Source organism: Serratia sp. BNK-10, from assembly GCF_047456065.1.
Taxonomy (GTDB): domain Bacteria; phylum Pseudomonadota; class Gammaproteobacteria; order Enterobacterales; family Enterobacteriaceae; genus Serratia; species Serratia ureilytica.
On record NZ_CP179894.1, the window covers coordinates 4,180,049 to 4,204,969 of the forward strand.

Here is a 24,921-nt window from a genome sequence, read left to right on the forward strand (position 1 = left end):
GGCGGCTCACCCCTCCAGCATCAGCGGATTGGCGTCGCGCAGCCGGGCGACTTCATCCCCCGGCGTGACGCCAAACAGGCGTTTGAATTCACGGCTGAACTGCGACGCGCTCTCGTAGCCGACGCGGATCGCCGCGGTACTGGCCTTCAGGCCGTCATGCACCATCAGCAAACGCGCCTTGTGCAGCCGGTACGACTTCACGTACTGCAGCGGCGAGGTGTTGGTCACCGCCTTGAAGTTATGGTGAAACGCCGACACGCTCATGTTGACCTCGCCGGCCAACTGCTCGACGTTGAGGCTCTCGGCATACTGACTTTCTATGCGCCGCAGCGCCTTGGCGATCTGACTGAAATGGGTATGACGGTTGACCAGCTCCTGCAGCGACGCGCCGCAGGTGCCGCGCAGCACGTAGTAGAGGATCTCGCGCACGATCTGCGGCCCCAACACCCGAGCGTCGAGCGACTTGGCCATCACGTCCAGCAGACGTTCGGTGGCGCACAACAGCTCTTCCGTCAGCTCGGCCAGGTTTACGCCGTTGCTCTCCGCGCGCGGCTGCATCAGGTAGTCGTCGTCGCCGATGTCGATCAGCAAGTCCTGCAGCATTTGGGTATCGATGTTGACCGCCAACCCAACCAGCGGCAGCTCCGGGCTGGCGAAGGTTTCGCACTCGAACGGCAGCGGCACCGTCATCAGCAGGTAGTTGCGCGGATCGTACTGGAACACCTTGCTGCCGCAATAGCCGACCTTGTGCCCCTGAAAGATGATGACGATCCCCGGTTCGTACATCACCGGCTGGCGCGGGCAGTGGCGATCGACATACAGGATCTTCACCCGCGGCACCGGTGACGGCGTATAGCCGTTGCCGGTGGCGATAGCCATCGCCTGGCGCGCCATGCGACTGCGCAGCACATCGATTTCAGTCACGGAAACACCCTCTTACAGTCAGAACGATTCGGCATAAATCATAATTTAAAACTCTCTATTTCTACAGTCATCTGTAGAAATAGGCAAGAACCAAACAGGAATGTGCATTGTGCGTTACCGCCAGGTTGCTGACAATACGGGCCAGAAACCTTTGCGCCGCTTTGGCGCCCGCCTGACAGAAAGAGAGAAATCAACCATGCAAAACTTCATTCTGCATACCCCAACCAAAATCCTGTTCGGCAAGCAGCAAATCGCCGAAGTGGCCGGCCAGATCCCGGCGGACGCGCGCATTCTGATCACCTACGGTGGCGGCAGCGTGAAGAAAAACGGCGTGCTCGACCAGGTGTATAGCGCGCTGGCCGGCCGCGACGTGCGGGAATTCTCCGGCATCGAACCTAACCCGACCTACGAAACCCTGATAAAAGCGGTCGAGGTGGTGAAAGCGGAAAACATCGATTTCCTGCTGGCGGTCGGCGGCGGTTCGGTGGTTGACGGCACCAAGTTCATCGCCGCCGCGGCTCGTTATACGGCCGACAGCGATGCCTGGCATATTCTGCAGACCGTCGGCAGCCACATCACTGACGCGGTGCCGATGGGCTGCGTGCTGACGCTGCCGGCCACCGGTTCAGAATCCAACAGCGGCGCGGTGATCACCCGGAAGAGCAGCGGCGACAAGCAGCACTTCTTCTCGCCGCTGGTGCAGCCGCGCTTCGCCGTGCTGGATCCGGTGGTGACCTACTCGCTGCCGCCGCGCCAGGTAGCCAACGGCGTGGTCGACGCCTTCGTACACACCCTGGAACAGTATCTGACCTACCCGGTCGACGCCAAGGTGCAGGATCGCTTCGCCGAAGGCCTGCTGTTGACCCTGCTGGAAGACGGCCCGCGCGCGCTGGCCGAGCCGGAGAACTATGCGGTGCGCGCCAACGTGATGTGGAGCGCCACCATGGCGCTGAACGGCCTGATCGGCGCCGGCGTGCCGCAGGACTGGGCGACCCACATGCTGGGTCATGAGCTGACCGCCATGCACGACCTCGACCACGCGCAAACGCTGGCCATCGTGCTGCCGGCGCTGCTGCACGAGAAGAAAGCGCAGAAACGCGAAAAGCTGCTGCAGTACTCTGAACGCGTCTGGGGCCTGCGCGAAGGCAGCGAAGACAGCCGCATCGACGACGCGATTGCCGCCACCCGCGCCTTCTTCGAGCAGATGGGCGTGCCGACCCGCATGGCGGATTATCAGCTCGACGGCAGCAGCATTCCCGCGCTGCTCGACAAGCTGCAGCAGCACGGCATGACCGCCCTGGGCGAGCATCAGGACATCACCCTGGACGTCAGCCGCCGCATTTATGAAGCGGCGCGTTAATCGCAAAACGGCGATTTTTTGCTAGGCTTTAGTCTTCGCCAGCCATTTTTCGCCGCATTCTGCGCTCGGCCGATCGCCGGGCGCAGTCGGGCGCCTCAGCGCGCCGCCGCTCGTTTCGTACCCTTCGTCTTACCGCTCATTCGCAGGGAGAGCGGGGAGAAAATCGCCCTCCCGCCACCGCTGAAATTAGGCTGGCAAACCCGGCAACCGCCCATTTTGCCAACTAGAATTTATCTATAGCCGTTTCGGTGCCGCAGGCGCCGCAATCCGTACACAAGGAGATGCGCATGACAACGCAACAACCCATCATCAAACTCCACGATGGTAATCTGATGCCGCAGTTGGGTCTCGGCGTTTGGCAGGCGAGTATTGAAGAGACCACCCGCGCGGTCAGCAAAGCGCTGGAGATCGGTTACCGCTCCATCGACACCGCCGCGATCTACAAGAACGAGGAAGGCGTCGGCGCCGCGCTGCAGTCCAGCGCGCTGCCGCGCAGCGACCTGTTCATCACCACCAAGCTGTGGAACGACGATCAGGGCGATCCGCTGGCGGCGCTGGAAACCAGTCTGGAAAAGCTCAAGCTGGACTACGTGGATCTGTATCTGATCCACTGGCCGCGCCCGCAGCAGGATCAATACGTCTCCGCCTGGCGCGAGCTGATCAAACTGCGCGAACAAGGCCTGGTGAAAAGCATCGGCGTGTGCAACTTCCATACGCCGCACCTGCAGCGTCTGTTGGATGAAACCAACGTGGCGCCGGTCGTCAACCAGATCGAGCTGCACCCGTTGCTGCAACAGCGCCAGCTGCGCGCCTGGAACGCCACGCACCATATCGCCACCGAATCCTGGAGCCCGCTGGCGCAGGGCGGTGAAGGGGTATTCGACCAGCCGCTGATCAAGGCGCTGGCCGAGAAATATGAGAAGACTCCGGCGCAGATCGTGGTGCGCTGGCACCTGGACAGCGGCCTTATCGTGATCCCGAAATCGGTCACGCCGTCGCGCATCCGCGAAAACTTCGAGGTGTTTGATTTCAAACTCGATAAGGACGAACTGGGCGAGATCGCCAAGCTGGACGTCGGCAACCGCCTGGGGCCGGATCCGGATACCCTGTAACCCCCCCTCAAGCCCTCTCCCGCCGGAGGGGGCTTTTCCTTCCCGCACATTGCTCCTTTGCGCCGCCTGACGTTATGATGACGACGCCGGAGGCTCCGGCCACCGGTTAACGCCGTTAAAAAAACAGACAAGCACGGAGCACCATGAAATTCTCTTTCTCACACGGGTCACGGCTGGGCATGCTTTGCATCATGCTGGTGCTGGCGGGTTGCGCCGGCAAGAAACAGCGCGTCAGCTACGATCGCCACGCCTTCGATAGCGCCATTCAAGACGCCGCCAGCGAATACGGCGTTGACGCCAAGCTGATCACCGCCATGATCCAGGTGGAGTCCGGCTTCAACCCTTCCGCAGTGAGCAGATCCAATGCGATCGGTCTGATGCAGCTGAAAGCCGATACCGCCGGCTGCGACGCCTACCGCTACAAAGGCAAACGCGGCTGCCCGGACGACGATGACCTGCGGGATCCCGACACCAATATCGATCTCGGCGCCGCCTATCTGGCCACCTTGCAAAAACAACAGCTTAAAGGGATCGCCAATCCCGTCACGCTGCGCTACGCCACCATCATCGCCTACGTCAACGGTACCGGGGCGCTGCTGCGCACCTTCTCCAGCAACCGCCAGCAGGCGATCGCGATGATTAACAACCTGTCGCCGGAAGCCTTTAACTGGCACGTGCGCAAATACCATCCCGCCCCGCAGGCGCCGCGCCATTTGATGAAAGTAGAAGCCGCTTACGAACGGTTGTAATTAGCCAAAGTAAAAAGGAGAACCCGAGGGTTCTCCTTTTTGTTTGCGCGCGGGCCTCGTCGTTACGGCTTGGCCTTGCGAATCGGTTTGCGCGGTGGCCGGTTGGACGGCGTGCGCTGCCGATTGATGTCGGTATGCTTGGTCAACGCCGGTCGGGTGTGGCGCTGCAGCCGTTTCGCTTCGCGCTGCTCGTCGATGCTCGGCGCCGGCACCAGACACTCGCGGCGGCTGCCGATCAGGTGCTTCAGCCCCATCTCTTCCAGCGCGGTGCGGATCAGCGCCCAGTTGGCCGGATCGTGGTAACGCAGCAGCGCCTTATGCAGGCGACGCTGGCGCTCGCCGCGCGGCACCACCACGTCTTCACTCTTGTACCCCACCTTGCTCAGCGGGTTTTTGCCGCTGTAATACATGGTGGTGGAGTTGGCCATCGGCGAAGGATAGAAGTTCTGCACCTGATCGAGGCGGAAACGGTTCTTCTTCAGCCACAGCGCCAGGTTCACCATGTCTTCATCGCGGGTGCCCGGGTGCGAAGAGATGAAGTACGGGATCAGGTACTGCTCTTTGCCCGCCTGCTTCGAATAGTGATCAAACAGCTGTTTGAAGCGATCGTAGCTGCCCATGCCCGGTTTCATCATTTTCGACAGAGGGCCTTCTTCGGTGTGCTCCGGCGCGATCTTCAGGTAGCCGCCGACGTGGTGGGTCGCCAGTTCCTTGATATAGCGCGGATCTTCCACCGCCAGATCGTAACGTACCCCGGAGGCGATCAGGATCTTCTTGATGCCCTCCAGCGAACGCGCGCGGCGGTAAAGCTTGATGGTCGGCTCGTGGTTGGTATCCATATAAGTGCAGATCTCCGGATACACGCACGAGGCGCGGCGGCAGGTCTGCTCGGCGCGCGGGTTGGTGCAGCGCAGCATGTACATGTTGGCGGTCGGGCCGCCCAGATCGGAGATCACGCCGGTAAAGCCCGGCACTTTGTCGCGGATCTCTTCGATTTCACGAACGATCGAATCTTCCGAACGGCTCTGGATGATGCGCCCTTCGTGCTCGGTGATCGAACAGAACGAGCAGCCGCCGTAGCAACCGCGCATGATGTTCACCGAGAAGCGGATCATGTCGTAGGCAGGAATGCGCTCCTGACCGTAGGACGGGTGCGGCACGCGCTGGTAAGGCAGGGCGAAGACGCTGTCCATCTCCGGCGTGGTCAGCGGGATCGCCGGCGGGTTGATCCACACGTAGCGATCGCCGTGTTTTTGCATCAGCGCGCGGGCGCAGCCGGGGTTGGTTTCATGGTGCAAAATGCGCGAGGTGTGCGCATACAGCACCTTGTCGCCCTTCACTTTCTCGAAGGACGGCAGCAGCACGTAGGTCTTCTCCCACGGCTTCGGCTTGGCGGCGCGCACCGTGACAGGCTTGGCTTCCGGCTCCTTCGGTTTGGCGCCGTCGGCGCACGGCAGATCCTCGCCGTACGGGTTCGGGATAGGTTCGATGCGGCCCGGCTTGTCGAGGCGGGTGGAATCCACGCCGCTCCAGCCCGGCAGCGCTTCTTTACGCATCACCGCGGTATTGCGAATATCGTGGATATCGCCGATCTTCTCGCCGGCGGCCAGACGGTGCGCCACTTCCACCAGCGGGCGTTCGCCGTTGCCGTAGATCAGCATGTCGGCTTTGGAGTCCACCAGCACCGAGCGGCGCACGGTATCCGACCAATAGTCGTAGTGGGCGATGCGACGCAGGCTGGCTTCGATACCGCCCAGCACGATCGGCACGTCTTTATAGGCTTCTTTGCAGCGCTGGCTGTAGACCAGGGTGGCGCGATCCGGGCGCTTGCCACCGACGTTGCCGGCGGTGTAGGCGTCGTCGTGGCGCAGTTTGCGATCGGCGGTATAGCGGTTGATCATCGAATCCATGTTGCCGGCGGTGATACCGAAGAACAGATTCGGTTTCCCCAACCGCATGAAGTCTTCTTTGTTGCTCCAGTCCGGCTGCGCGATGATGCCAACGCGGAAGCCCTGCGCTTCCAGCATGCGGCCGATGATCGCCATCCCGAAGCTCGGGTGATCGACATAGGCGTCGCCGCTGATGATGATCACGTCGCAGCTGTCCCAGCCCAGTTGATCCATCTCTGCTCGCGACATCGGTAAAAACGGCGCGGTGCCATAACATTCCGCCCAATAAGGCTTATAAGAAAACAGTTCACGATCGGGTTGGATCAGGCTGGTGGTGCTCATTCTGCTGCTCTTTTTACAGGTTAATTAATCGCCGGGCGGCGATTATACGCACTAGTGGCAAAAAGAGCATGGTTATTTCGCTAACCATTCACCTCGAATTCATAAACGTCGCTGCGGCACAAGATATCGCTGAACTCCAGCGCCTCGCCCCGGGCGTTGCGGCTGGTTTGGAGGATGTGCAACAACGGCGCGCCGCACGGTACGTTGAGCAGCTCGGCGACCTCGCCGCTGCAGGACACCGCCTTCAACAAAAAGTGTTTATCTTCAGGCACGATGCCGCGCGATTGCCATAACGCATACAGCGAATGCTCCAGCTGCGCCGGTTCAGGCAGGAAGCGCAGCGGAATATAGGTGGTTTCCAGCGAGACCGGGCTGCCGTTCAGCAAGCGTAAACGCCGCAGTTTGACCACCTCATCCCCTTCCGCGATCCCCAGCGCCGCCGCTGCCTTGGCCGGCGCGCCGACCCGCGCGCGCAGCAGCCATCGGTTGCTGACGCTGCTGCCGTGACGCAGCGCCTGAGCGGTAAAACCGCTGTCCTTATCGAGGGAATAGCCGATACGCATCGCCACGCGGGTGCCAACGCCCTGCTGCCGCGAAATCAGCCCCTTCTCCTCCAGCAGTTTCATCGCCTTGCTGACGGTGACGCGCGACAGCGCCAAACCTTCCGCCATGTGCCGTTCCGGCGGCAGAAATGCCTCCGCCGCCAGCACCTGCTGCCTGATCGCGGTTTCTATCGCCGTCGCCAGCTGAATATAGCGCGGCGCCGCCGCCCCCTGCGCCAGATGTTCACGCAGCCAGGCCATAAAATCCGTCATTCGCCCGCCCTCTTGTTCCGCCCTATGCCCAAACTTCGCTTTCTCCTATCGCCGATCCGGCGATAAAGCCTCTCACCATAACTAAAATATTTCTAATGTTTTCAGAGGGGCATCACAATTTTTATTCAATGGACTTTCATTGGATCTAGATCGCGCGTAATCTGTGCTTATTGATGTTGAAACATCAATGGCACCAACACCAGGGATCCACCTTTAAAACAACTAAAAATCCGCTGCCGACCAGACAGGACGCACCTGATGGTCAGGCAGCGGGCATACGCTGTCCGCATCCCGTTCGCTGAAGCGGATGGACGACCCTTTGGGATGAATTGCCCGCTTCTCGCCGTACCCGATGGGTCACGTTGCCCAAGACGCCACTACAAATGACAAATAATAAGCAACGGTGCTAATGGATAGCTTGCTCACGGCTCATCATCCCCTCGCGCGATCCCCCTTGCGCCGGGTGAAACGGACTGATGCCTGCAAATAAAAACGTTCTCTCTCTTCCAAACTCCGCTGCAGACCCACTCTTTGTCTACACTCATTGGCGCCGTGCGGTCGGCAAGCCTCATCCGAGGCGGCGGCCGCAGCGCCAACAAAATCGCTTTTCAGTTAACTGCGGCGGCCCTCAAGGCCCTGCGCAACAGGGATCAATTGCTATGACCGATATCAATCGCAATGAAGCATGGAAGGTAGAGAGCACCGGTATCGACCGGGTGCCGGATGCGGAACAGACCGGGCGGCCCATCGAGCTGTTTTGGATCTGGTCTGCAGCCAATATCGGCATTCTCGGCGTGGTGTATGGCGCCATCATCGTCGGCTTCGGCTTATCCTTACTGCAATCGGTGCTCGCCGCCTTGTTCGGCGTCGCCAGCTTCGTGCTGGTTGGCCTCACCAGCTTCGCCGGCAAGCGCGGGCGCACCTCTACGCTAACGCTGTCGCGAGTGATTTTCGGGCTGAAGGGCAACGTGGCGCCTACCCTGTTCAGTTGGATCAATCTGATGGGCTGGGAAGCGGTCAACGTGATCACCGGCACCCTGACGCTGGCGGCGCTGTTCGAGGCCTTCGGGCTGGGGGCCAGTCATCTGCTGACCGCGCTCAGCCTGTTGCTGTTCGCCGGGCTCACTATCGTCGTCAGCCTGCTGGGGCAGAATACCGTAGTCTGGATGCAAAGCTGGTTCAGCCGCATCTTCGGCACCATGACGCTGATCGTGGTGCTCTATATCCTGTTCAACACCGAGTGGAGCCAGGTGCTGGCGCTGCCTTCCGGCAGCTGGCTGACCGGCTTCCTGCCGGCGGTCTCGGTGATCGCCGCCGGTACCGGCATCAGTTGGGCGATCGCCGGCGCCGATTACAGCCGCTATCAAAGCCCGAATTCGTCGAGCAAAAGCATTTTCGCCGCGGTGATGGGCGGCGCCTGTTTGCCGCTGATGCTGCTGATGCTGGCCGGCATTCTGCTTTCCGTGCAGCTGCCCGATCTGGCCAACGCCGCCAATCCCATCGCGCTGATAGGCTCAGTGCTGCCCGCCTGGATGGCGATCCCTTATCTGCTGGCCGCCACCGCCGGCATCGTCACCATCGCGGTGCTCAGCCTGTATTCCGCCAGCCTTAACCTGCTGACCATCGGCGTGCAGGTCAAACAGTGGTTGGCGGTATCGATCGACGCCGTGGTGGTGCTGGGTATCGCCCTGTATGTGCTGTTCATCTCCGGCGATTTTATGGGGCCGTTCATCTCCTTCCTGGTGTTCTGCGGGGTGTTCCTGGCGGCCTGGGAGGCGATTTTCCTGCTCGATTACCTGTGCCTGCGCCGCCGCCACGGGTATGATGGCAACGCTTTGTACGGTCTGCATGGCCAGAACCGCGGCGTGCGCAAAGCCCCGCTGTTCTGCTGGTTCCTCGGCGCCCTGTGCGGCCTGCTGGTCACCAAAACCGGTTTTATCGACGGCCCGCTGGCTAAAGGCTTGTTTGCCGACTCCAGCCTGGGGCTGTTTGTGTCGTTTGCGGTTAGTCTGATCGCTTACGGTCTGTACCTGACCCAACGCAGAGAACATCAATGAATGAGTGGGAAGCTGTAACGCCTGTCCTGGTGATAGGGGGCGCGGTCGGCGATCTGGTGATGACGCTGCCGCGCCTGCCGACCAGCGGCGAAGATATCGAAGCCCAGCCGCAGGCGCGGCAAATCGGCGGTTGCGCGTTCAACGTGGCGCGCGCGCTGACGCGCCTTGAAGTGCCGGTGATCAACGGTATGCCGGTCGGCAACGGCGAATGGGGCGCGGCGATCGAAGCCGCCATGGGCGAACTGGGGCTGGAGGTGCTGTTGCGCCACGGCCAGATGGACAATGGCTGGTGCCTGGCGCTGGTGGAGCCGAACGGCGAACGCACCTTCATCACGGTTTCCGGTTGCGAAAGCCAATGGAATAAAGCGCAGCTGGCCACGCTGCCGCTGACGGAACACACCCTGATCTACGCCAGCGGCTACGAGCTGGCGGGCGAAAACGGCGAAGCGCTGCGCGAGTGGCTGACGCGCATGCCGTTCGACCAACCGCGTCTGATCGATCCCGGCCCGCGCATCGCCCAGCTCAGCGAAGATTTCTTCGCCATGCTCAGCGACAGCCACACCCTGCTGACGCTCAACCGCGACGAAGTGGCCGCGCTGTGCGGCGCCGGCGACGCCGTGGATGCCGCGCAGCGCTATGCCGCCGCCCGTAACCTGACGCTGATCTGCCGCCTGGATCGCGACGGCGCCTGGATCTGCGACGGCCGCACGCCGCCGCTGCACGTTCCCGCCTATCCGGTGGACGTCATCGATACCATCGGCGCGGGCGATGCCCACTGCGCCGGTTTGCTGGCGGGGCTGTCCGCCCGCTGGCCGCTGCCGCGGGCGGTCGATCTGGCCAACCGGGTCGCCGCCTGCGTGGCGGCCAGCCTCGGCGCCGCCAATCCGCCGGACCGGCATCAACTGCAACAACGCTTCCCGCAGGCCTGACGTTTCAGGGCGCCACCATCCAGCGCCCTAAGCCTTACTGCGCCGCCGCCGCACTCTCCTGCGGCGAGTGGCGATAGTTGAAGCTCAACGCGAACACAATCCCCAGCACCAGCGTATACAGCGCAAACACCAGCCAGATGCTCTGCCAGTCTTTCACGCCGTCATGGCTGAAGAAATCCACCACTTCGCCGCTGGCGAGCGCCCCCACATAGGCGCCCAGACCGTTGACCATGGTCATGAATAGCCCCTGCGCGCTGGCGCGGATGCGGTGATCGGCCTCCTTCTCGACGAAAATGGCGCCGGAAATATTAAAGAAGTCGAACGCGCAACCGTAAACGATCATCGACAACAGCAGCAGCACGAAACCAAAACCGACCGGCGTGCCGTAGGCCAAGAACAGGAAACGCAGCGTCCAGGCCGCCATACTGATCAGCATCACCTGCTTGATGCCGTAACGGCGCAGGAAAAAGGGAATGGTGAGGATAAAGAACACTTCAGAGATCTGCGACAGCGACAGCAGCACCGCCGGATACCGGACGCTGAGGCTGTCCTGATATAGCGGATTGAGCGACAGATCGTGCAGGAACGGGTTGCCGAAGGTGTTGGTTATCTGCAGCGCCGCGCCGAGCAACATGGCGAACAGGAAAAACAGCGCCATGCGCCGCTGGCGAAACAGCACCAGCGCATCCAGCCCCAGCACGCTCACCCAGCGCTTCGACTCGGCCGCGCGGTTGGTCGGGCAGCGCGGCAGCGTCAGCGAATAGGCGGACAGCAGCAGCGACGCCGCAGAAGCCAGATACAGCTGCAGATTACTGAGCTCGATTTGGCTGAAACCGACCAGCCACATTGCCAGAATGAATCCCACGGTGCCGTACACCCGCACCGGCGGAAAGTCCTTTACCGTGTCAAAGCCGTGCTTCTCCAGGCAAAAATAGGAAATGGCGTTGGAGAGCGCGATGGTCGGCATATAGACCATGGCGTTGAACAGCATTACCCAGAACATCAGCATCGGTTGCTCAACCTGCGCCGCACAGTACAGCGCCAGCGCCCCGAGCAGGTGGCAAAGCGCATACAGGTAGTTGGCCCTCATCCAACGGTCGGCGATGATGCCCGCCAGGCCCGGCATGATCAGCGCCGCGATCCCCTTGGCGCTGTAAACCATTCCCACCTGCATGCCGCTGAAATGCAGCGTGTTGATCATATAGGAGCCCAGCGTCACCAGCCAGGCGCCCCAGATAAAGAACTGCAGGAAAATCATCACCTTCAATCGTGTTTTTATCGCCATCGCCATCACCTTGTTATTATGCTTTCAACGATGATTGGTGCGGCGGGCCCCCTGCAGCCCGCCGCCGGTTTGCTTACGGTGTCACAGCGTTTTGAACAGCTCGCGGATAAGGCGCATGAAATCGTCCGCCGCCAGCGCCGCGCAGCTGAGCGTTTGTTCGTGAGAAAGAGGCGTATCCGACAGCCCTTCGGCGTAGTTGGTCATCGCGGACACCACCAGCACCTTGAGGCCGCAGTGGCGCGCCGTCAGGACTTCCGGCACGATCGACATGCCCACGACGTCGCAGCCGAGGGTCTGCATCATGCGGATCTCCGCCGGCGTTTCGAAGTTCGGCCCGGTGTAAGCGGCGAACACCCCTTCCGCCAGCGGGATGCCCGCGCTTTCGGCCACCGCCGCCAATTGGGCGCGCAGATCGCGATCGTAGGCGTTCGCCAGGCTGAAGAAGCGCGGCCCGAAGCGCTCGTCGTTGGCGCCGACCAGCGGCGATTCCGGCATGAAATTGATATGATCGGTAATGGCCACCAGGCTGCCCGGCGCTACCGAGCGGCGCAGCGAACCGGCGGCGTTGGTCGCCAACAGAAATTCGCAGCCCAGCAGTTTGAAGGTGCGCACTGCGGTGGTCATCACCTGCATGCCGCGCCCTTCATAGAAGTGGCCGCGCCCTTTCATGCACAAGACCGGCACGCCCTCCAGCTTGCCGGCGACCAGTTGCCCGGCGTGGCCGGCGACGCCGCTCACCGGGAAGCCCGGCAGCGCCGCGTAATCGAGGGTGACGGTTTCGGTCATCACCTCCGCCAGAGCGCCGAGACCGGAGCCGAGAATCAAGGCCGCTTTCGGCTGAAAACCCGGCAGACGTGCGCGGACAACATCGGCGCAGATAAAAGCATCTTCTTGATTAAACATCGTATTCTCTCTTTAAGCGGGGGACAATAAGCCCCATAGTAGAGAGCGAGGCGCAGCCGAGACCAATACATTCTTGGCGGCCGATTTATTCCATTTATCTATAAGTTGAGCTGCGTCACAGGAGGCGATACCCCGGATGAACCCGCCCCATGCCCTGCCCGATCCCGGTCGGATTAACTTCCGCCTGCTGCACTATTTCCGCGTGGTGGCGGAAGAGATGAATTTCACTCAGGCGGCGCGGCGGTTGAATATGTCACAGCCGCCGCTCAGCAAGCACATCAAAGAGCTGGAGAGCCAGCTCGGCGTGGTGCTGTTCAAACGCACCACCCGCTCCATGACGCTGACGCCGGCCGGCCGCACGCTGCTGCGCAACGTCGAGCGGCTGCTGGATCAGGCCGACAGCGCGCTGCATCAGGTGCAACAAATGGGGCGCGGCGAAGGCGGCCACATGGTGGTCGGCATGGTCGGCACCTCGGCCTGGGGCGGCTTGATTGCGGCGCTGCGGCGGTTCAGCGAGCAGAGCGTCGGCGCTACCTGGTCGTTGAATGAGCTGACGCCCAGCCAGCAAATCGCCGCGCTGCAAAAGCGGCATATCGATATCGGGGTATGGCGAGAGGCGCAGCAGCAGACGCTGCCGGGATTGAGCTGCCAACGGCTGGCGCGCGAAAGCATCGCCGTGGTGCTGCCGCTCGATCATCCGCTGGCGCAGCAGGAAAACATTCCGCTGGCGGCGCTGCAAAACGACAGCTTCATCGTGCTGCCGCCGCATGAGGCCAGCCTGGGGCTGTACCTGCACAATCTGTGTCTGCAGCAGGGATTTTTGCCGGACGTCGCTTATCAGGTCAATGAACCGCAAACCCTGCTGGCGCTGGTGGCGGAAGGCTGCGGCATTACCCTGCTGCCGGACAGCTACGGCCGCATCCCGTGGCCCGGCGTGCGGTTTTGCTCGCTGCAGCAGGCGCCCCCGGCGGATCTGTATGCGGTATACCGTACCGACAGCATCACGCCGGTGGTGCAGGCTTTTTTGGCGATGCTGCGGGCGCCCTAAGCGGCCCGCAGAGCGGGTTACATCGTCGGCTGCACCATCAGCTGGCCGGCGGTGCCGCGATCGGCCATCTCCAGCGTCTGGCTGTAATACAGGAACGGGAAGTGTTCGGAGGTGGATTGGTTGAAATACACCAGCAGCTCGACGTCGCCATCGACCCAGACGGTATCCTTCCAGCCGCGATCTTCCGCCATCGGCTGCGCGCCGTTGACGCGTTTAATCAGGAACTGCACGCCCTGAATATGGAACGACTGCGGCGTATCCGCATGAATGTTCCAGCGTTCCCAGGTGCCTTGCTGCGCCTGTACGTCGATGCGGTTCATGTCCCAAATTGCGCCGTTGATGCCGACGCCGCCGTCGCCCAGGCGGAAATCGCGGGTGCGGCTGGCGCTGCCGTCCAACAGCTGATCCGCCAGCAGGCGCATCGGCAGGTTGTCGGTCACCAGCGGCAGCAGGCCGGTCGGGCGCAGCGTCAGCACCTGGGTGGACACCAGAATGCTCGACGGCTCGAACAGGCCGCGCAGGCGATCCATGATGCCCGCCGCTTCACCGGCGGTGATGGTCACCTCGTCGCCCTTCGACATGTCGATCAGCACTTCCCGGCGCTCGCCCGGCGCCAGCGACAGCTGCTGCACCGCAACCGGCGCAGGCAGGAAGCCCTGATCGCTGGCGATCACGTTGAACGGCCGCCCGTCGCTGAGCTGCAGGGTATAACGCCGCGCGTTGGAGGCGTTGAGCAAACGCAAACGCACCCAGCCGCGCGACACGTCGACATACGGGTTTTGCACGCCGTTGACCAACAGCGTATCGCCGACGAAGCCGCCCTGCGACGGCGCATCGTATTGCGGCGTGCCGAAGTTATCGAAGCGTTTGTCCTGAATGATCAGCGGGAAATCGTCGACGCCGTAGTGGTTGGGCAGCGGCAGCGCTTTGCTGACGGCATCCTCCACCAGCCACAGCCCGGCCAGCCCGTTGTACACGTGCGGCGCCATGCGGTTTGGCGTGTTGGCGTGGTACCAGCAGGTAGCCGCCGCCTGACGAATGGGCAGCACCGGCGACCAGTCAACGTTGGGCGACATCATACGCGGCGCGCCGCCCATCAGCGTGCCCGGCACCTGCAGACCGCTGATGGTCATCGCCACCGGCTCCTGCAGGCGGTTGCTGTAGATCAGTTTGACGTCGTCGCCGCTGTAAACCCGCACCGTCGGCCCCAGGTACATGCCGTTGATGCCCCACACCGCCGCTTTGCGGTTATCCATAAACGCCCAGTGGGCGCGCTGCAAGGTCAGGAACAGCGGCTGACCGCGGCGAGACTCCAGCAGCGGGGGAATGGGTAATGGGGTCTGCGTTCCGCTCGCCTCAGCCCTCAGCGGCACGGCGCCCGCGCACAGCGCCAGGCCCGATGCCTGTAAAAACTGACGTCGACTGAGTGACATATTTTCTCCATGAAAAGCAATAACTAAACCGTGTGCAAAACCCAAACGCCCGCCAATCAAGATTAGCAGGCGCTCAGGCGTTAACGGCGCTGAACGCCAATTAAAAAACTCTTCTTTGAAGCCGGTAGACTCTTATTTTTTGGCGGCGTTGCGCTGGGCGACTTCGGCGTCCAATTCGGCGATTTTCGCCTCCATCAGCTCGCGGCAATGGGCCGCCAGCTCGCGCACGTTTTCTTTGCCGTATTTGCTGGTATCCACCGGCGCCAACATCTCGACGATCACATGGCCGTTATTCCAGCGATTAAGATTTATATTACCGCTGGTGGTGGATACGCAGATAGGCACAATCGGCACGCCGGCGGCGATGGCCGCGTGGAACGCGCCGGTTTTAAACGGCATCAGCCCACGGCCGCGGCTGCGGGTCCCTTCCGGGAACATCCAGATCGAAATGTCTTTCTTCTTGAACTGCTCCGCCACCTGGGCGATGGTGCCGTGCGCCTTGGCGCGATTATCACGATCTATCAGCAGATTACCGGTCAGCCAATACAGCGGGCCGAAAAACGGGATCCACACCAGACTTTTTTTACCGACCGTCACGGTGCGCGGCTGCACGATATTAGAGGCCGTCACCATGTCGTAGTTATTTTGGTGGTTGGCGATATAGATGCAGTTGCCGTTGTTGGCCGCATCGGCCGGCACGCGGGTTTCAACCTTGATGCCGAACAGCGTCGACAGACGGCCGAAAAGATGGCCGAAGGTCGCCACATGGCGAGGATTACGCGGACTGAACAAGCAATAAACCGAACCGAAAATACACACCAGAATACAGAAAAGAGTGGCGAGAACGGCACGCAAAATCAATAACATAACAACCTCATTAGCACACTGCCAACGCAGTTTACTTCGCTGCGCAGATTCCTTTACTCATTATTTGCCGACCAGGCGGAAAGCACGCCTATGTCGCCTGCATTTCTCGCTATTTTCCCGCCAGGCGGCAGTACGCACAATAATTTTATGCGCAGAAATGTTAACTATTTGGAAAATAAACGCCAGCAAAAATAAATAAGGCGGCCACAGCATGCTGCGACCGCCCGTTAACGCGGGTGCCAACGCTTACTCTTCGCTGTCGCCACCCGACGCCCGCACCGGCGCATCCACTTCGACGCGATCGATGCGCTGCAGGCCGCGCGGCAGTTGGGTGCCCTTGCGGCCGCGTTCCGCACGGAACTTCTGCAGATCTTCCGGACGCAGCGTCAGCTTGCGTTTGCCGACGTGCAGCGTGACGGACGCCTGCGGCGGCAGCACGAACAGCCAGGCCAGCTTGTCTTCACCGGCGGCGGCCTGCGCCGCCGGAATGGAGACGATCTTGTTGCCCTTGCCCTTCGACAGCTGCGGCAGATCGGCGACCGGGAACATCAGCATGCGCCCGGCGGCGGTGATCGACAGCAGCATATCGTCTGCGCCGTGGATCTCCATCGGCGGCAGCGCTCTGGCGTTGTCCGGCAGCGTGATCATCACCTTGCCGGCGCGGTTGCGCGCCACCAGATCGTTAAAGGTGCAGACGAAACCGTAACCGGCGTCAGACGCCATCAGCAGCTTCTGATCGTCGGCCGCCATCAGCACCTGCTCGATGGTGGCGCCCGGCGGCGGCGTCAGCTTGCCGGTCAGCGGCTCGCCCTGCCCGCGCGCCGAAGGCAGCGTCATCGGATCGAGCGCATAGCTGCGCCCGGTAGAGTCGATAAACACCACCGGCTGATTGCTCTTGCCGCGCGCCGCGCCGCGGAAGCTGTCGCCGGCCTTGTAGCTCAACCCGGTCGGATCGATGTCATGGCCCTTGGCGCTGCGCACCCAGCCCATTTCCGACAGCACGATGGTCACCGGTTCGGACGGCACGAAGTCGTGCTCGCTCATCGCCTTGGCTTCCGCGCGCTCGGTCAGCGGCGAACGGCGATCGTCGCCGTAGGTCTGCGCATCGGCCTGGATCTCTTTCTTAATCAGCGTATTCAGCTTGCGTTCGGACGCCAGCAGCGCCTGCAGCTGATCGCGCTCTTTCGCCAGTTCGTCCTGCTCGCCGCGGATCTTGACCTCTTCCAGCTTGGCCAGGTGACGCAGTTTCAGCTCGAGGATCGCTTCCGCCTGAGTATCGGAGATGCCGAAACGCTGCATCAGCACCGGCTTCGGCTCATCCTCGCTGCGGATGATGTGGATCACCTCGTCGATGTTGAGGAACGCCACCAGCAAGCCTTCGAGGATATGCAGGCGCTTGAGCACCTTCTCGAGGCGGTAGTTCAGGCGGCGACGCACCGTATCGCGACGGTAGGCCAGCCATTCGGTGAGGATCTCCACCAGCCCTTTCACCTGCGGGCGGTTGTCCAGACCGATCATGTTCATGTTGATGCGGTAGCTGCGCTCCAGATCGGTGGTGGCGAACAGGTGATTCATCACCTGCTCCAGATCGATGCGGTTGGAACGTGGCACGATCACCAGACGCGTCGGGTTCTCGTGATCGGATTCGTCGCGCAGGTCTTCGACCATCGGCAGCTTCTTGGCGCGCATCTGGCTGGCTATCTGCTCCAGCACCTTGGCGCCGGAAACCTGATGCGGCAAGGCGGTGATCACCGCGCTGCCATCCTCTTTCTTCCACACGGCGCGCATGCGCACCGAGCCGCGGCCGCTCTGGTAAATTTTGCGAATTTCATCGCGCGGGGTGATGATCTCGGCTTCGGTCGGAAAGTCCGGCCCCTGCACGAACTCGAGCAGGTCATCGAGCGAGGCGCCCGGCTTGTCGAGCAGCGCCACCGCGGCGGCGGCGACTTCGCGCACGTTGTGCGGCGGAATGTCGGTCGCCATGCCGACCGCGATGCCGGTGGTGCCGTTCAGCAGGATGTTCGGCAGGCGCGCCGGCAGCATCTTCGGCTCTTGCAGCGTGCCGTCAAAGTTCGGGATCCAGTCGACCGTGCCCTGGCCCAGTTCGGCCAGCAAGACCTCGGCGTATTTGGACAGGCGCGATTCGGTATAACGCATCGCCGCGAACGACTTGGGATCGTCCGGCGCCCCCCAGTTCCCCTGGCCGTCCACCAGCGGATAGCGATACGAGAACGGCTGCGCCATCAGCACCATGGCTTCATAACACGCGCTGTCGCCGTGCGGGTGATATTTACCCAGCACGTCGCCCACGGTGCGGGCGGACTTCTTGAATTTGGCGCTGTTGGTCAGCCCCAGTTCAGACATGGCGTAGATGATGCGGCGTTGTACCGGCTTCAAACCGTCGCCAATGTACGGCAACGCCCGATCCATGATGACGTACATGGAATAGTTCAGATAGGCGTTTTCAGTGAATGTGTGCAGCGGTAAACGCTCTACACCGTCATGAGTCAGATCACTCATTACTCAATTATCCTCAGACCGTGGCTTGGCAATCCCTTGGACGACAAAAGGCATCGCTTGTCGATTCTGCCCGCGATAGTAACCCATCTGCAGGGTGGCTGTCACAGTTGGCGCAAGGATCGCCGGCGGCGGCCGGTTGCGCGCTGCGGTTTATGCAAAATTTCGCTGTCTGGCGGCCCGTTTATTGACTGGCAGTCAACACTGTTGTGCGCTGGATCGCATTTTTACTTGCCTGCCTAACGATTACACTCGTCGCCAGCGAGCTGGTTTCCGCCTTTTCGGCGGGAAGCATGCCATATCTTAACTCTGACGGGAGCCGCGAAAGATGAGCAATATCCTGATTATCAACGCTAAAAAACAATTCGGCCATTCTAACGGCGAACTCAACCAAACCCTGAGCGACGTGGCGGAAAGCTTCCTGCGCGATCTGCAGCACGATGTGCAGGTCACCGTGGTCGACGACGGTTATGACATCGAAGCAGAGGTAAAGAAATACCTGTGGGCCGACGCGGTCATCTACCAGATGCCGGGCTGGTGGATGGGCGAACCCTGGATCCTGAAAAAATACATCGATGAAGTGTTCACCGCCGGTCACGGCAGCCTGTATGCCAGCGACGGCCGCTCTCGTTCTGACGAAAGCAAAAAATATGGCTCCGGCGGCCTGATCCAGGGCAAAAAATACCTGCTGAGCCTGACCTGGAACGCCCCGCTGGAGGCCTTCACCGATCCCGATCAGTTCTTCCACGGCGTCGGCGTAGACGGCGTTTACCTGCACTTCCACAAGGCCAACCAGTTCCTGGGAATGGAAGCGCTGCCGACCTTTATCTGCAATGATGTGATAAAACAACCGGATATCGAAGCGGACATCGCACGTTATCGCGAGCATCTGGCGAAAATTTTTGCTTAACTGACGCAGAACATACTCATCAACGAGGTAAGCATGATCACCGTAATCGCAGAAATCAAAGTGAAACCCGGCCGCCGCGCCACCGTACTGCAAGCCATTGAAAAGCTGGTGCCGCTGGTGCTGGCGGAAGAGGGTTGCGGCGAATACACGCCGATGGTCGACAGCAATACCCAGGCGCCGTGGCAGAAGCGGTCGCCGGATTCGGTGTTCATGCTGGAGAAATGGGAAAGCATGGCGCATCTGGAAAAACATCTGGCCATTGAGCACATGCTCAAACACCGCGACACCCTCAAAGACAGCGTGCTGGACACCGAGATCTACATCCTGGAAAACGCCCTGTAAGCTCCGCCTTATAGCGTCTGCGCGTCGATGTGCGCGCTGACGTAGTCAAGAAAACAGGTGATGCGCGCCGCCAATTGCGTATTGCGGTAATACACCGCATTAATCGGCTGGCGCACGTCCAGCGTCTCCTGCTCCAGCAACGTCACCAACTTGCCCGCTTCCCGATCGCGCCGGGTCATAAAGTCTGCCAGCTGTACGATCCCCTCGCCCCGCAGCGCCAATTGCCGCAGCGTTTCACCGCTGGACGCCGAGATCGTCGGCGTGATGGTGAAATGCGGCGCCTGGCGATAGCGCAACGGCCACTGGTTCAGCGATTCCGGCTGGGTAAAACCGAGCAGACAATGCCGGTGCAACGCCTCCACGCTCTGCGGCGTGCCGTGCTTCTGCAGATAAGCCGGGCTGGCGAGGATGCGCAACCGGCTGGCGCCCAGCGCGCGCGCATGAATGGTCGAATCGCGCAACACGCCGATGCGAATGGCGATATCCGTGCGTTTTTCCAGCAGATCGATGATCAGATTGTCGGTGTTCAGTTCGAGCGAAATTTGCGGATAACGTTCCCTGAACCCCGCCACCAGCGGCACGATGACGTGCTCCATAAAAGGCGCAGCCGCATTGATCCGCAGTCGCCCGGCCGGCATCTGCCGGCGCACCGCCATTTGTTCTTCGGCATTTTCCACCGAGTTGATGATCGTACGCGCATGGCTCAGGAAGCTTTGCCCCTCTTCGGTCAGCTCCAGGCGACGCGTAGTGCGGCGCATCAGGGTGGTATCGAGCTTATTCTCCAGGCGGCTGAGCGCGCGGCTGATGCCGGAAGTCGTCTGGCCGAGCTGATCGGCGGCGGCGGTGATGGAACCGCTGTCGACCACCGAAGTGAACGCCAGCAATTCTTCGAGCGTGATCTTCATGCATTCCGGCCCAGGTTATCGGGCGCCGCATGAACGCCCTGCGGGAAAGCCGGCCCGGCGTTTCACCGGGCCAGGGTCAGGCTCAGACCGCCAATTCGGCCATGTCGCCCTTGTCTTGCAGCCAGTTGCGGCGATCTTCCGAACGCTTCTTGGCCAACAGCATGTCCATCACCGCCAGCGTCTGATCGACATCATCTTCCGCGACCGTCAATTGCACCAGACGGCGGGTGTTCGGATCGAGGGTGGTTTCGCGCAGCTGCAGCGGGTTCATCTCGCCCAACCCTTTAAAGCGCTGGACGTTCGGCTTGCCTTTCTTGCGCTTCAGCTGTTCCAGCACGCCGGCTTTCTCTTCTTCATCCAGCGCGTAGAACACCTCTTTACCGAGATCGATGCGGTACAGCGGCGGCATGGCCACATAAACGTGCCCGCCTTTCACCAGCGAACGGAAGTGGCGCACGAACAGCGCGCACAGCAGCGTAGCGATGTGCAGGCCGTCGGAGTCCGCATCCGCCAGGATGCAGATTTTGCCGTAGCGCAACTGGCTGAGATCTTCGCTGTCCGGATCGATGCCGATCGCCACGGAAATGTCATGCACTTCCTGCGAGGCCAGCACTTCGTCCGAGGAGACTTCCCAGGTATTCAGGATCTTGCCCTTCAGCGGCATGATCGCCTGATATTCGCGATCGCGCGCCTGCTTGGCCGATCCGCCCGCCGAGTCCCCTTCCACCAGGAATAGTTCGGTCATGGCCAGATCCTGCGAGGTGCAGTCCGCCAGCTTGCCCGGCAGCGCCGGCCCGCTGGTCAGCTTCTTGCGCACCACTTTCTTGGCGGCACGCAGACGGCGTTGGGCGCTGGAAATCGCCAGCTCGGCCAGCTGTTCCGCCGCCTGAACGTTCTGGTTCAGCCACAGGCTGAAGGCATCTTTCACCACGCCGGAAACGAAGGCCGCGCACTGACGCGAAGAGAGACGCTCTTTGGTCTGCCCGGCGAACTGCGGATCCTGCATCTTCACCGACAGCACGTAAGCGCAGCGATCCCAAATATCCTCCGCCGACAGCTTCACGCCGCGCGGCAGGATGTTGCGGAATTCGCAGAACTCGCGCATCGCGTCCAGCAGCCCCTGACGCAGGCCGTTGACATGGGTGCCACCCTGCATGGTCGGGATCAGGTTGACGTAGCTTTCGGTCAGCAGCTCGCCGCCTTCCGGCAGCCACAGCAGCGCCCAGTCCACCGCTTCGGTGTCACCGGCGAAATTGCCGACGAACGGCGCTTCCGGCAGGGTGATCAGGCCGTTAACCGCTTCCATCAGGTAGTCGGTCAGGCCGTCCTGGTAGCACCAGCGCTGCTCGGTGTTGTTCACCTTGTCGATGAAATAGATCTCAACGCCGGGGCACAGCACCGCTTTGGCTTTCAGCAGGTGAGTGAGGCGCGATACCGAGAAACGCGGGCTGTCGAAGAACTGTTCGTCCGGCCAGAAGTGCACGCTGGTGCCGGTGTTGCGTTTGCCGCAGGTGCCGGTCACCGTCAGGTCTTGCACTTTGTCGCCGTTTTCGAAGGCGATGCCGTAAACGTTGCCGTCGCGGCGCACGTTGACTTCCACCCGCTTCGACAGGGCGTTGACCACCGAGATCCCAACGCCGTGCAGGCCGCCGGAGAACTGGTAGTTTTTATTCGAGAATTTACCGCCGGCGTGCAGCCGGCACAGGATCAACTCAACCGCCGGCACGCCCTCTTCCGGGTGGATGTCCACCGGCATGCCGCGGCCGTCGTCGATCACTTCCAGCGACTGATCGGCGTGCAGGATCACGTCGATACGCTTGGCATGTCCGGCCAACGCTTCGTCGACGCTGTTATCGATCACCTCTTGGCCGAGGTGGTTTGGGCGCGTCGTGTCGGTATACATGCCGGGACGACGGCGCACTGGTTCTAGACCGCTGAGTACTTCAATGGCATCAGCGTTATAGCTGGATTGAGTCATCGTTGATTATTTTTTCGTGGTTAAAGGGAGGTGCCGGAACGGTCCGTCAGACCGCGTTTAGCCCTAAAAAATCCACAATCTGGGGGAAGTAGTGCTCGAAACCGACGAAGGCGTGGTTTCCACCCGACTCCACCGTTTGCCGACACGCGGTGTAATACGCCACTGCCTGGCCGTAATCGAGAATTTCATCGCCCGTTTGCTGCAGCAGCCAGATTAAATCCGGCGACTCCAAAGGATCGATCTGCATCACTTTCAGATCGTAAACGTGACGAGACTCTAACACATATTGCTGGCCGGTGTAGGGGTTCTCGTTGGCGCCGAGATAGTCGACCAGCAGCTCAAACGGCTTGACCGCCGGGTTGACCACCACCGCCGGCAGCGAAAAACACTGCGACAGCCAGGTGGCGTAATAGCCGCCCAGCGAGGACCCCACCAATCCGAGCGTTTGTCCGGCGCGTTCCAGCACCAGATTTTCCAGCATTTCGGCGGCCTCCGCCGGAAAGGCCGGCAACTGCGGCACCAGCATCTCGATAGCGGGATGGTGTTCGGCCAGCCAGGCCTTGAAGGCCACCGCCTTGGCCGACTGCGGCGAGCTGTTGAAACCGTGCAGGTAGAGCAGTGTCGAAGGCATCAGTATCCATCCGAGTCCATATCGGGGCGGAAATCGTCGTTTTCCAGGCGGAACACCTGCGTCTCGACGCGGCCGTCCGGCAGCAGATCGAGGTAACGCCAGCCGGGGGAGACGTCGTCGATGGTAAAGTTAGTGCAGTGCGGCTTGAATTGCACGCAGGTGGACGGCGTCGCCAACAGACGCCGGCCCTGCCATTCCAGATCCAGATCCTGGTGAATATGACCGCACACCACGGTATTCACCTTCGGGTAGCGCAACAGGATCGCGCCCAGCATATGCGGGTTGCGCAGGCTGTGCTGATCGAGCCAGGTGCAGCCGGAAGGCAGCGGATGGTGGTGCAGCAGCAACAGCGTGTAACGCTCGGGGTGCGCCTGCAGGCAGCGCTCCATCCACTCGAGCTGGTATTCGCTCAGCTCGCCGTGCGGTACGCCGAACACCTGGCTGTCCAACATCAGCACCTGCCAGTTATCGCCCAGCAGCACCTGCTTGGAAGGGGCGATGCCGGCGGCGGCCAACGCGTCGACCATCGCCGGTTGGAAATCGTGGTTGCCCGGCAGCCACACGCACGGGGCCGGCAGTTGCGCGATGCCGGCGGCGAAGTGGCGGTACGCCTCCTGCGAATGATCCTGCGCCAAATCTCCCGTGGCGACGATCAAATCGACATCGCGGCGCTGCGCCTGAATGGCGTCCAGCACCGCGTGATAGCTGCGATAGGTATTGATGCCGAGCAACGTCTCGTGTTCGCCGGCAAAAAGGTGGGTATCTGTTATTTGTAGAATCCTGACCGCGGCCCCACTCGCCACGGGCAGTTTAAACAGGCTTTCCAAATGGTGTCCTTTGTTATTTCAGTCTGTCTAACAAACCGGAACCGCCATCGCTCCATGCGCCAAACAGTAGCGCAGCCAATCAGCAAGAAACTGGTTAATTTGATGCTTTTCGTCGCGTTGATGCAACTTTTTATTAGGATAATCATAACGCGCTTTAAAGCGGTAGATCTGCTGACTGGAACACACTTCCGCAACCATGGCGTCATGGTATAACCGCACCGTCATCGCGGGCAGGCTCCAGTAGCTGACCGCCGGAAAGATCTGCTCGATCTCCACCAGCGACGTGTAACGCGTGGACTCAACGATGGTCAAACGATAGCCGGCGCCGTTCACCTGATAAGTCACCGTTTCGCCCGCTTCGTCGTTGCGCGGCAGCAAGCGGCGCAATTGCGCGAAGTTGGTTTCGCACAATCTCATCATTTCGGGGAAATCAGGGGTATAGCGCTGTTTCATTAATTGGCCCACTCTTTTCTCAACGATTCATGGTGCAACGCCAGCCACTGCAATGCAATCACTGATGCGGCGTTATCGATCGCGCCCTCTTCCACCCAGCGGTAAGCCTGCTCGCGGCTGACCACATGGACGCGAATATCTTCATGCTCTTCCGCCAGGCCGTGGATGCCTTCGGCGGTGCCGGCGTCCACCTCGCCGACCATGATCGACAAGCGTTCGCTGGTGCCGCCGGGGCTGGCCAGATAGCTCAGCACCGGCTTGCAGCGCCCGACCACCACGCCGGCTTCTTCCTGCGCTTCGCGGCGGCACACGTCTTCGACGCTTTCGCCGGTTTCGATCATACCCGCCACCATTTCCAGCAGCCAGGGCGAATTACTGGTATCGACCGCGGCGATGCGCAGTTGTTCAATCAGCACCACTTCATCTCGCACCGGGTCGTAGGGCAGCAGCACCGCCGCATGGCCGCGCTCGAAAATTTCACGCGTGATTTCAGGACTCATTTCGCCATTGAACAAGCGATGGCGAAACCGGTATAAATTGAGTGAAAAAAAACCACGGTACAGCGTCTCGCGTGCAATAATTTCTACATCTTTTTTATCGAAGGTGACGGGTGACGGCTGCGAACGGTTCATGCGCGAATTCTCC

Annotated in this window: 22 protein-coding genes; 8 read left to right on the forward strand and 14 right to left on the reverse strand. The window is 61.1% G+C overall.

Features of this window, described 5'->3' with window-relative positions; translation table 11 throughout:
* Nucleotides 1–6: 6 nt before the first annotated feature.
* Nucleotides 7–894, reverse strand: coding sequence for an AraC family transcriptional regulator (locus ACMGG9_RS20050; protein WP_414162281.1), 888 nt, complete (start codon nt 892–894; stop codon nt 7–9).
* Nucleotides 895–1,120: 226 nt separating this feature from the next.
* Here ACMGG9_RS20050 and yqhD point away from each other — a divergent pair, with 226 nt between their 5' ends.
* From yqhD to ACMGG9_RS20065, 3 genes are all read left to right on the forward strand, one after another.
* A complete protein-coding gene (gene yqhD, locus ACMGG9_RS20055) occupies nt 1,121–2,284 on the forward strand; it encodes an alcohol dehydrogenase (RefSeq protein ID WP_414161662.1) in 1,164 nt (387 codons plus the stop codon).
* A gap of 287 nt (nt 2,285–2,571) precedes the next feature.
* Entirely contained in the window at nt 2,572–3,396 is an 825-nt protein-coding gene (gene dkgA, locus ACMGG9_RS20060) for a 2,5-didehydrogluconate reductase DkgA (RefSeq protein WP_016930128.1), read from the forward strand.
* A gap of 143 nt (nt 3,397–3,539) precedes the next feature.
* Nucleotides 3,540–4,145, forward strand: a complete 606-nt coding sequence (locus ACMGG9_RS20065) for a transglycosylase SLT domain-containing protein (protein ID WP_033644624.1) — start codon at nt 3,540–3,542, stop codon at nt 4,143–4,145.
* Nucleotides 4,146–4,207: 62 nt separating this feature from the next.
* Here ACMGG9_RS20065 and ACMGG9_RS20070 read toward each other — a convergent pair whose 3' ends face one another.
* The gene (locus tag ACMGG9_RS20070; protein WP_033651302.1) at nt 4,208–6,376 is read right to left on the reverse strand and encodes a YgiQ family radical SAM protein; all 2,169 of its coding nucleotides are present in this window, start codon (nt 6,374–6,376) and stop codon (nt 4,208–4,210) included.
* 80 nt (nt 6,377–6,456) lie between these two features.
* A complete protein-coding gene (locus tag ACMGG9_RS20075; RefSeq protein WP_149542313.1) occupies nt 6,457–7,191 on the reverse strand; it encodes a GntR family transcriptional regulator in 735 nt (244 codons plus the stop codon).
* Nucleotides 7,192–7,850: 659 nt separating this feature from the next.
* Here ACMGG9_RS20075 and ACMGG9_RS20080 point away from each other — a divergent pair.
* A complete protein-coding gene (locus ACMGG9_RS20080) occupies nt 7,851–9,248 on the forward strand; it encodes a purine-cytosine permease family protein (protein WP_414161663.1) in 1,398 nt (465 codons plus the stop codon).
* Entirely contained in the window at nt 9,245–10,177 is a 933-nt protein-coding gene (locus ACMGG9_RS20085; protein ID WP_414161664.1) for a PfkB family carbohydrate kinase, read from the forward strand. Before ACMGG9_RS20080 ends, ACMGG9_RS20085 begins: the two co-directional genes overlap by 4 nt.
* A gap of 34 nt (nt 10,178–10,211) precedes the next feature.
* Here ACMGG9_RS20085 and ACMGG9_RS20090 read toward each other — a convergent pair whose 3' ends face one another.
* Both ACMGG9_RS20090 and xapA read right to left on the reverse strand, forming a co-directional pair.
* Nucleotides 10,212–11,462 carry a nucleoside permease gene (locus tag ACMGG9_RS20090; protein WP_033651349.1) on the reverse strand — a complete coding sequence of 417 codons (1,251 nt, stop codon included), beginning with the start codon at nt 11,460–11,462 and terminating at the stop codon, nt 10,212–10,214.
* Nucleotides 11,463–11,543: 81 nt separating this feature from the next.
* On the reverse strand, nt 11,544–12,365 hold the full coding sequence (gene xapA / locus ACMGG9_RS20095; RefSeq protein ID WP_033651299.1) for a xanthosine phosphorylase: 822 nt from the start codon (nt 12,363–12,365) through the stop codon (nt 11,544–11,546).
* 136 nt (nt 12,366–12,501) lie between these two features.
* Here xapA and ACMGG9_RS20100 point away from each other — a divergent pair, with 136 nt between their 5' ends.
* On the forward strand, nt 12,502–13,413 hold the full coding sequence (locus tag ACMGG9_RS20100) for a LysR family transcriptional regulator (protein ID WP_147838809.1): 912 nt from the start codon (nt 12,502–12,504) through the stop codon (nt 13,411–13,413).
* A gap of 17 nt (nt 13,414–13,430) precedes the next feature.
* Here ACMGG9_RS20100 and ftsP read toward each other — a convergent pair whose 3' ends face one another.
* The 3 genes from ftsP to parC form a co-directional block, all read right to left on the reverse strand.
* A complete protein-coding gene (ftsP, locus tag ACMGG9_RS20105) occupies nt 13,431–14,846 on the reverse strand; it encodes a cell division protein FtsP (RefSeq protein WP_033644615.1) in 1,416 nt (471 codons plus the stop codon).
* 132 nt (nt 14,847–14,978) lie between these two features.
* Entirely contained in the window at nt 14,979–15,713 is a 735-nt protein-coding gene (locus tag ACMGG9_RS20110) for a 1-acylglycerol-3-phosphate O-acyltransferase (protein ID WP_004937266.1), read from the reverse strand.
* A 246-nt stretch (nt 15,714–15,959) separates the two neighbouring features.
* Nucleotides 15,960–18,233 carry a DNA topoisomerase IV subunit A gene (gene parC, locus ACMGG9_RS20115; protein ID WP_004937261.1) on the reverse strand — a complete coding sequence of 758 codons (2,274 nt, stop codon included), beginning with the start codon at nt 18,231–18,233 and terminating at the stop codon, nt 15,960–15,962.
* A 325-nt stretch (nt 18,234–18,558) separates the two neighbouring features.
* On the opposite strand from parC, the gene ACMGG9_RS20120 reads away from it, so the two are divergent.
* Together ACMGG9_RS20120 and ACMGG9_RS20125 are read left to right on the forward strand one after the other, a co-directional pair.
* Nucleotides 18,559–19,140 (forward strand): NAD(P)H-dependent oxidoreductase, encoded by a 582-nt coding sequence (locus ACMGG9_RS20120; protein WP_042785391.1) that lies wholly within the window; start codon nt 18,559–18,561, stop codon nt 19,138–19,140.
* A gap of 33 nt (nt 19,141–19,173) precedes the next feature.
* Nucleotides 19,174–19,482: a putative quinol monooxygenase gene (locus tag ACMGG9_RS20125; RefSeq protein ID WP_047026464.1), complete on the forward strand. Its 309-nt coding sequence runs from the start codon at nt 19,174–19,176 to the stop codon at nt 19,480–19,482.
* A gap of 8 nt (nt 19,483–19,490) precedes the next feature.
* Here the strand turns inward: ACMGG9_RS20125 and ACMGG9_RS20130 are convergent, their stop codons facing one another.
* From ACMGG9_RS20130 to nudF, 6 genes are all read right to left on the reverse strand, one after another.
* Nucleotides 19,491–20,387, reverse strand: a complete 897-nt coding sequence (locus tag ACMGG9_RS20130) for a LysR substrate-binding domain-containing protein (RefSeq protein WP_197666941.1) — start codon at nt 20,385–20,387, stop codon at nt 19,491–19,493.
* An 82-nt stretch (nt 20,388–20,469) separates the two neighbouring features.
* The gene (gene parE, locus ACMGG9_RS20135; protein WP_025304305.1) at nt 20,470–22,365 is read right to left on the reverse strand and encodes a DNA topoisomerase IV subunit B; all 1,896 of its coding nucleotides are present in this window, start codon (nt 22,363–22,365) and stop codon (nt 20,470–20,472) included.
* A 46-nt stretch (nt 22,366–22,411) separates the two neighbouring features.
* Entirely contained in the window at nt 22,412–22,996 is a 585-nt protein-coding gene (gene yqiA, locus ACMGG9_RS20140; RefSeq protein ID WP_004937252.1) for an esterase YqiA, read from the reverse strand.
* Nucleotides 22,996–23,823: a 3',5'-cyclic-AMP phosphodiesterase gene (gene cpdA / locus ACMGG9_RS20145; RefSeq protein WP_004937250.1), complete on the reverse strand. Its 828-nt coding sequence runs from the start codon at nt 23,821–23,823 to the stop codon at nt 22,996–22,998. Before cpdA ends, yqiA begins: the two co-directional genes overlap by 1 nt.
* Nucleotides 23,824–23,850: 27 nt before the next feature.
* A complete protein-coding gene (locus ACMGG9_RS20150; protein ID WP_004937244.1) occupies nt 23,851–24,276 on the reverse strand; it encodes a DUF1249 family protein in 426 nt (141 codons plus the stop codon).
* The gene (nudF, locus tag ACMGG9_RS20155; RefSeq protein WP_004937242.1) at nt 24,276–24,908 is read right to left on the reverse strand and encodes an ADP-ribose diphosphatase; all 633 of its coding nucleotides are present in this window, start codon (nt 24,906–24,908) and stop codon (nt 24,276–24,278) included. Before nudF ends, ACMGG9_RS20150 begins: the two co-directional genes overlap by 1 nt.
* Nucleotides 24,909–24,921 lie beyond the last annotated feature (13 nt).

What these genes read in the sequence shown, in the direction of transcription:
- ACMGG9_RS20050 (WP_414162281.1), bottom strand. Translation starts at nt 894, where the DNA reads ATGGCGCGCCAGGCGATGGCTATCGCCACCGGCAACGGCTATACGCCG.
- yqhD (WP_414161662.1), top strand. Translation starts at nt 1,121, where the DNA reads ATGCAAAACTTCATTCTGCATACCCCAACCAAAATCCTGTTCGGCAAG.
- dkgA (WP_016930128.1), top strand. Translation starts at nt 2,572, where the DNA reads ATGACAACGCAACAACCCATCATCAAACTCCACGATGGTAATCTGATG.
- ACMGG9_RS20065 (WP_033644624.1), top strand. Translation starts at nt 3,540, where the DNA reads ATGAAATTCTCTTTCTCACACGGGTCACGGCTGGGCATGCTTTGCATC.
- ACMGG9_RS20070 (WP_033651302.1), bottom strand. Translation starts at nt 6,376, where the DNA reads ATGAGCACCACCAGCCTGATCCAACCCGATCGTGAACTGTTTTCTTAT.
- ACMGG9_RS20075 (WP_149542313.1), bottom strand. Translation starts at nt 7,191, where the DNA reads ATGACGGATTTTATGGCCTGGCTGCGTGAACATCTGGCGCAGGGGGCG.
- ACMGG9_RS20080 (WP_414161663.1), top strand. Translation starts at nt 7,851, where the DNA reads ATGACCGATATCAATCGCAATGAAGCATGGAAGGTAGAGAGCACCGGT.
- ACMGG9_RS20085 (WP_414161664.1), top strand. Translation starts at nt 9,245, where the DNA reads ATGAATGAGTGGGAAGCTGTAACGCCTGTCCTGGTGATAGGGGGCGCG.
- ACMGG9_RS20090 (WP_033651349.1), bottom strand. Translation starts at nt 11,462, where the DNA reads ATGGCGATAAAAACACGATTGAAGGTGATGATTTTCCTGCAGTTCTTT.
- xapA (WP_033651299.1), bottom strand. Translation starts at nt 12,365, where the DNA reads ATGTTTAATCAAGAAGATGCTTTTATCTGCGCCGATGTTGTCCGCGCA.
- ACMGG9_RS20100 (WP_147838809.1), top strand. Translation starts at nt 12,502, where the DNA reads ATGAACCCGCCCCATGCCCTGCCCGATCCCGGTCGGATTAACTTCCGC.
- ftsP (WP_033644615.1), bottom strand. Translation starts at nt 14,846, where the DNA reads ATGTCACTCAGTCGACGTCAGTTTTTACAGGCATCGGGCCTGGCGCTG.
- ACMGG9_RS20110 (WP_004937266.1), bottom strand. Translation starts at nt 15,713, where the DNA reads ATGTTATTGATTTTGCGTGCCGTTCTCGCCACTCTTTTCTGTATTCTG.
- parC (WP_004937261.1), bottom strand. Translation starts at nt 18,233, where the DNA reads ATGAGTGATCTGACTCATGACGGTGTAGAGCGTTTACCGCTGCACACA.
- ACMGG9_RS20120 (WP_042785391.1), top strand. Translation starts at nt 18,559, where the DNA reads ATGAGCAATATCCTGATTATCAACGCTAAAAAACAATTCGGCCATTCT.
- ACMGG9_RS20125 (WP_047026464.1), top strand. Translation starts at nt 19,174, where the DNA reads ATGATCACCGTAATCGCAGAAATCAAAGTGAAACCCGGCCGCCGCGCC.
- ACMGG9_RS20130 (WP_197666941.1), bottom strand. Translation starts at nt 20,387, where the DNA reads ATGAAGATCACGCTCGAAGAATTGCTGGCGTTCACTTCGGTGGTCGAC.
- parE (WP_025304305.1), bottom strand. Translation starts at nt 22,365, where the DNA reads ATGACTCAATCCAGCTATAACGCTGATGCCATTGAAGTACTCAGCGGT.
- yqiA (WP_004937252.1), bottom strand. Translation starts at nt 22,996, where the DNA reads ATGCCTTCGACACTGCTCTACCTGCACGGTTTCAACAGCTCGCCGCAG.
- ACMGG9_RS20150 (WP_004937244.1), bottom strand. Translation starts at nt 24,276, where the DNA reads ATGAAACAGCGCTATACCCCTGATTTCCCCGAAATGATGAGATTGTGC.
- nudF (WP_004937242.1), bottom strand. Translation starts at nt 24,908, where the DNA reads ATGAACCGTTCGCAGCCGTCACCCGTCACCTTCGATAAAAAAGATGTA.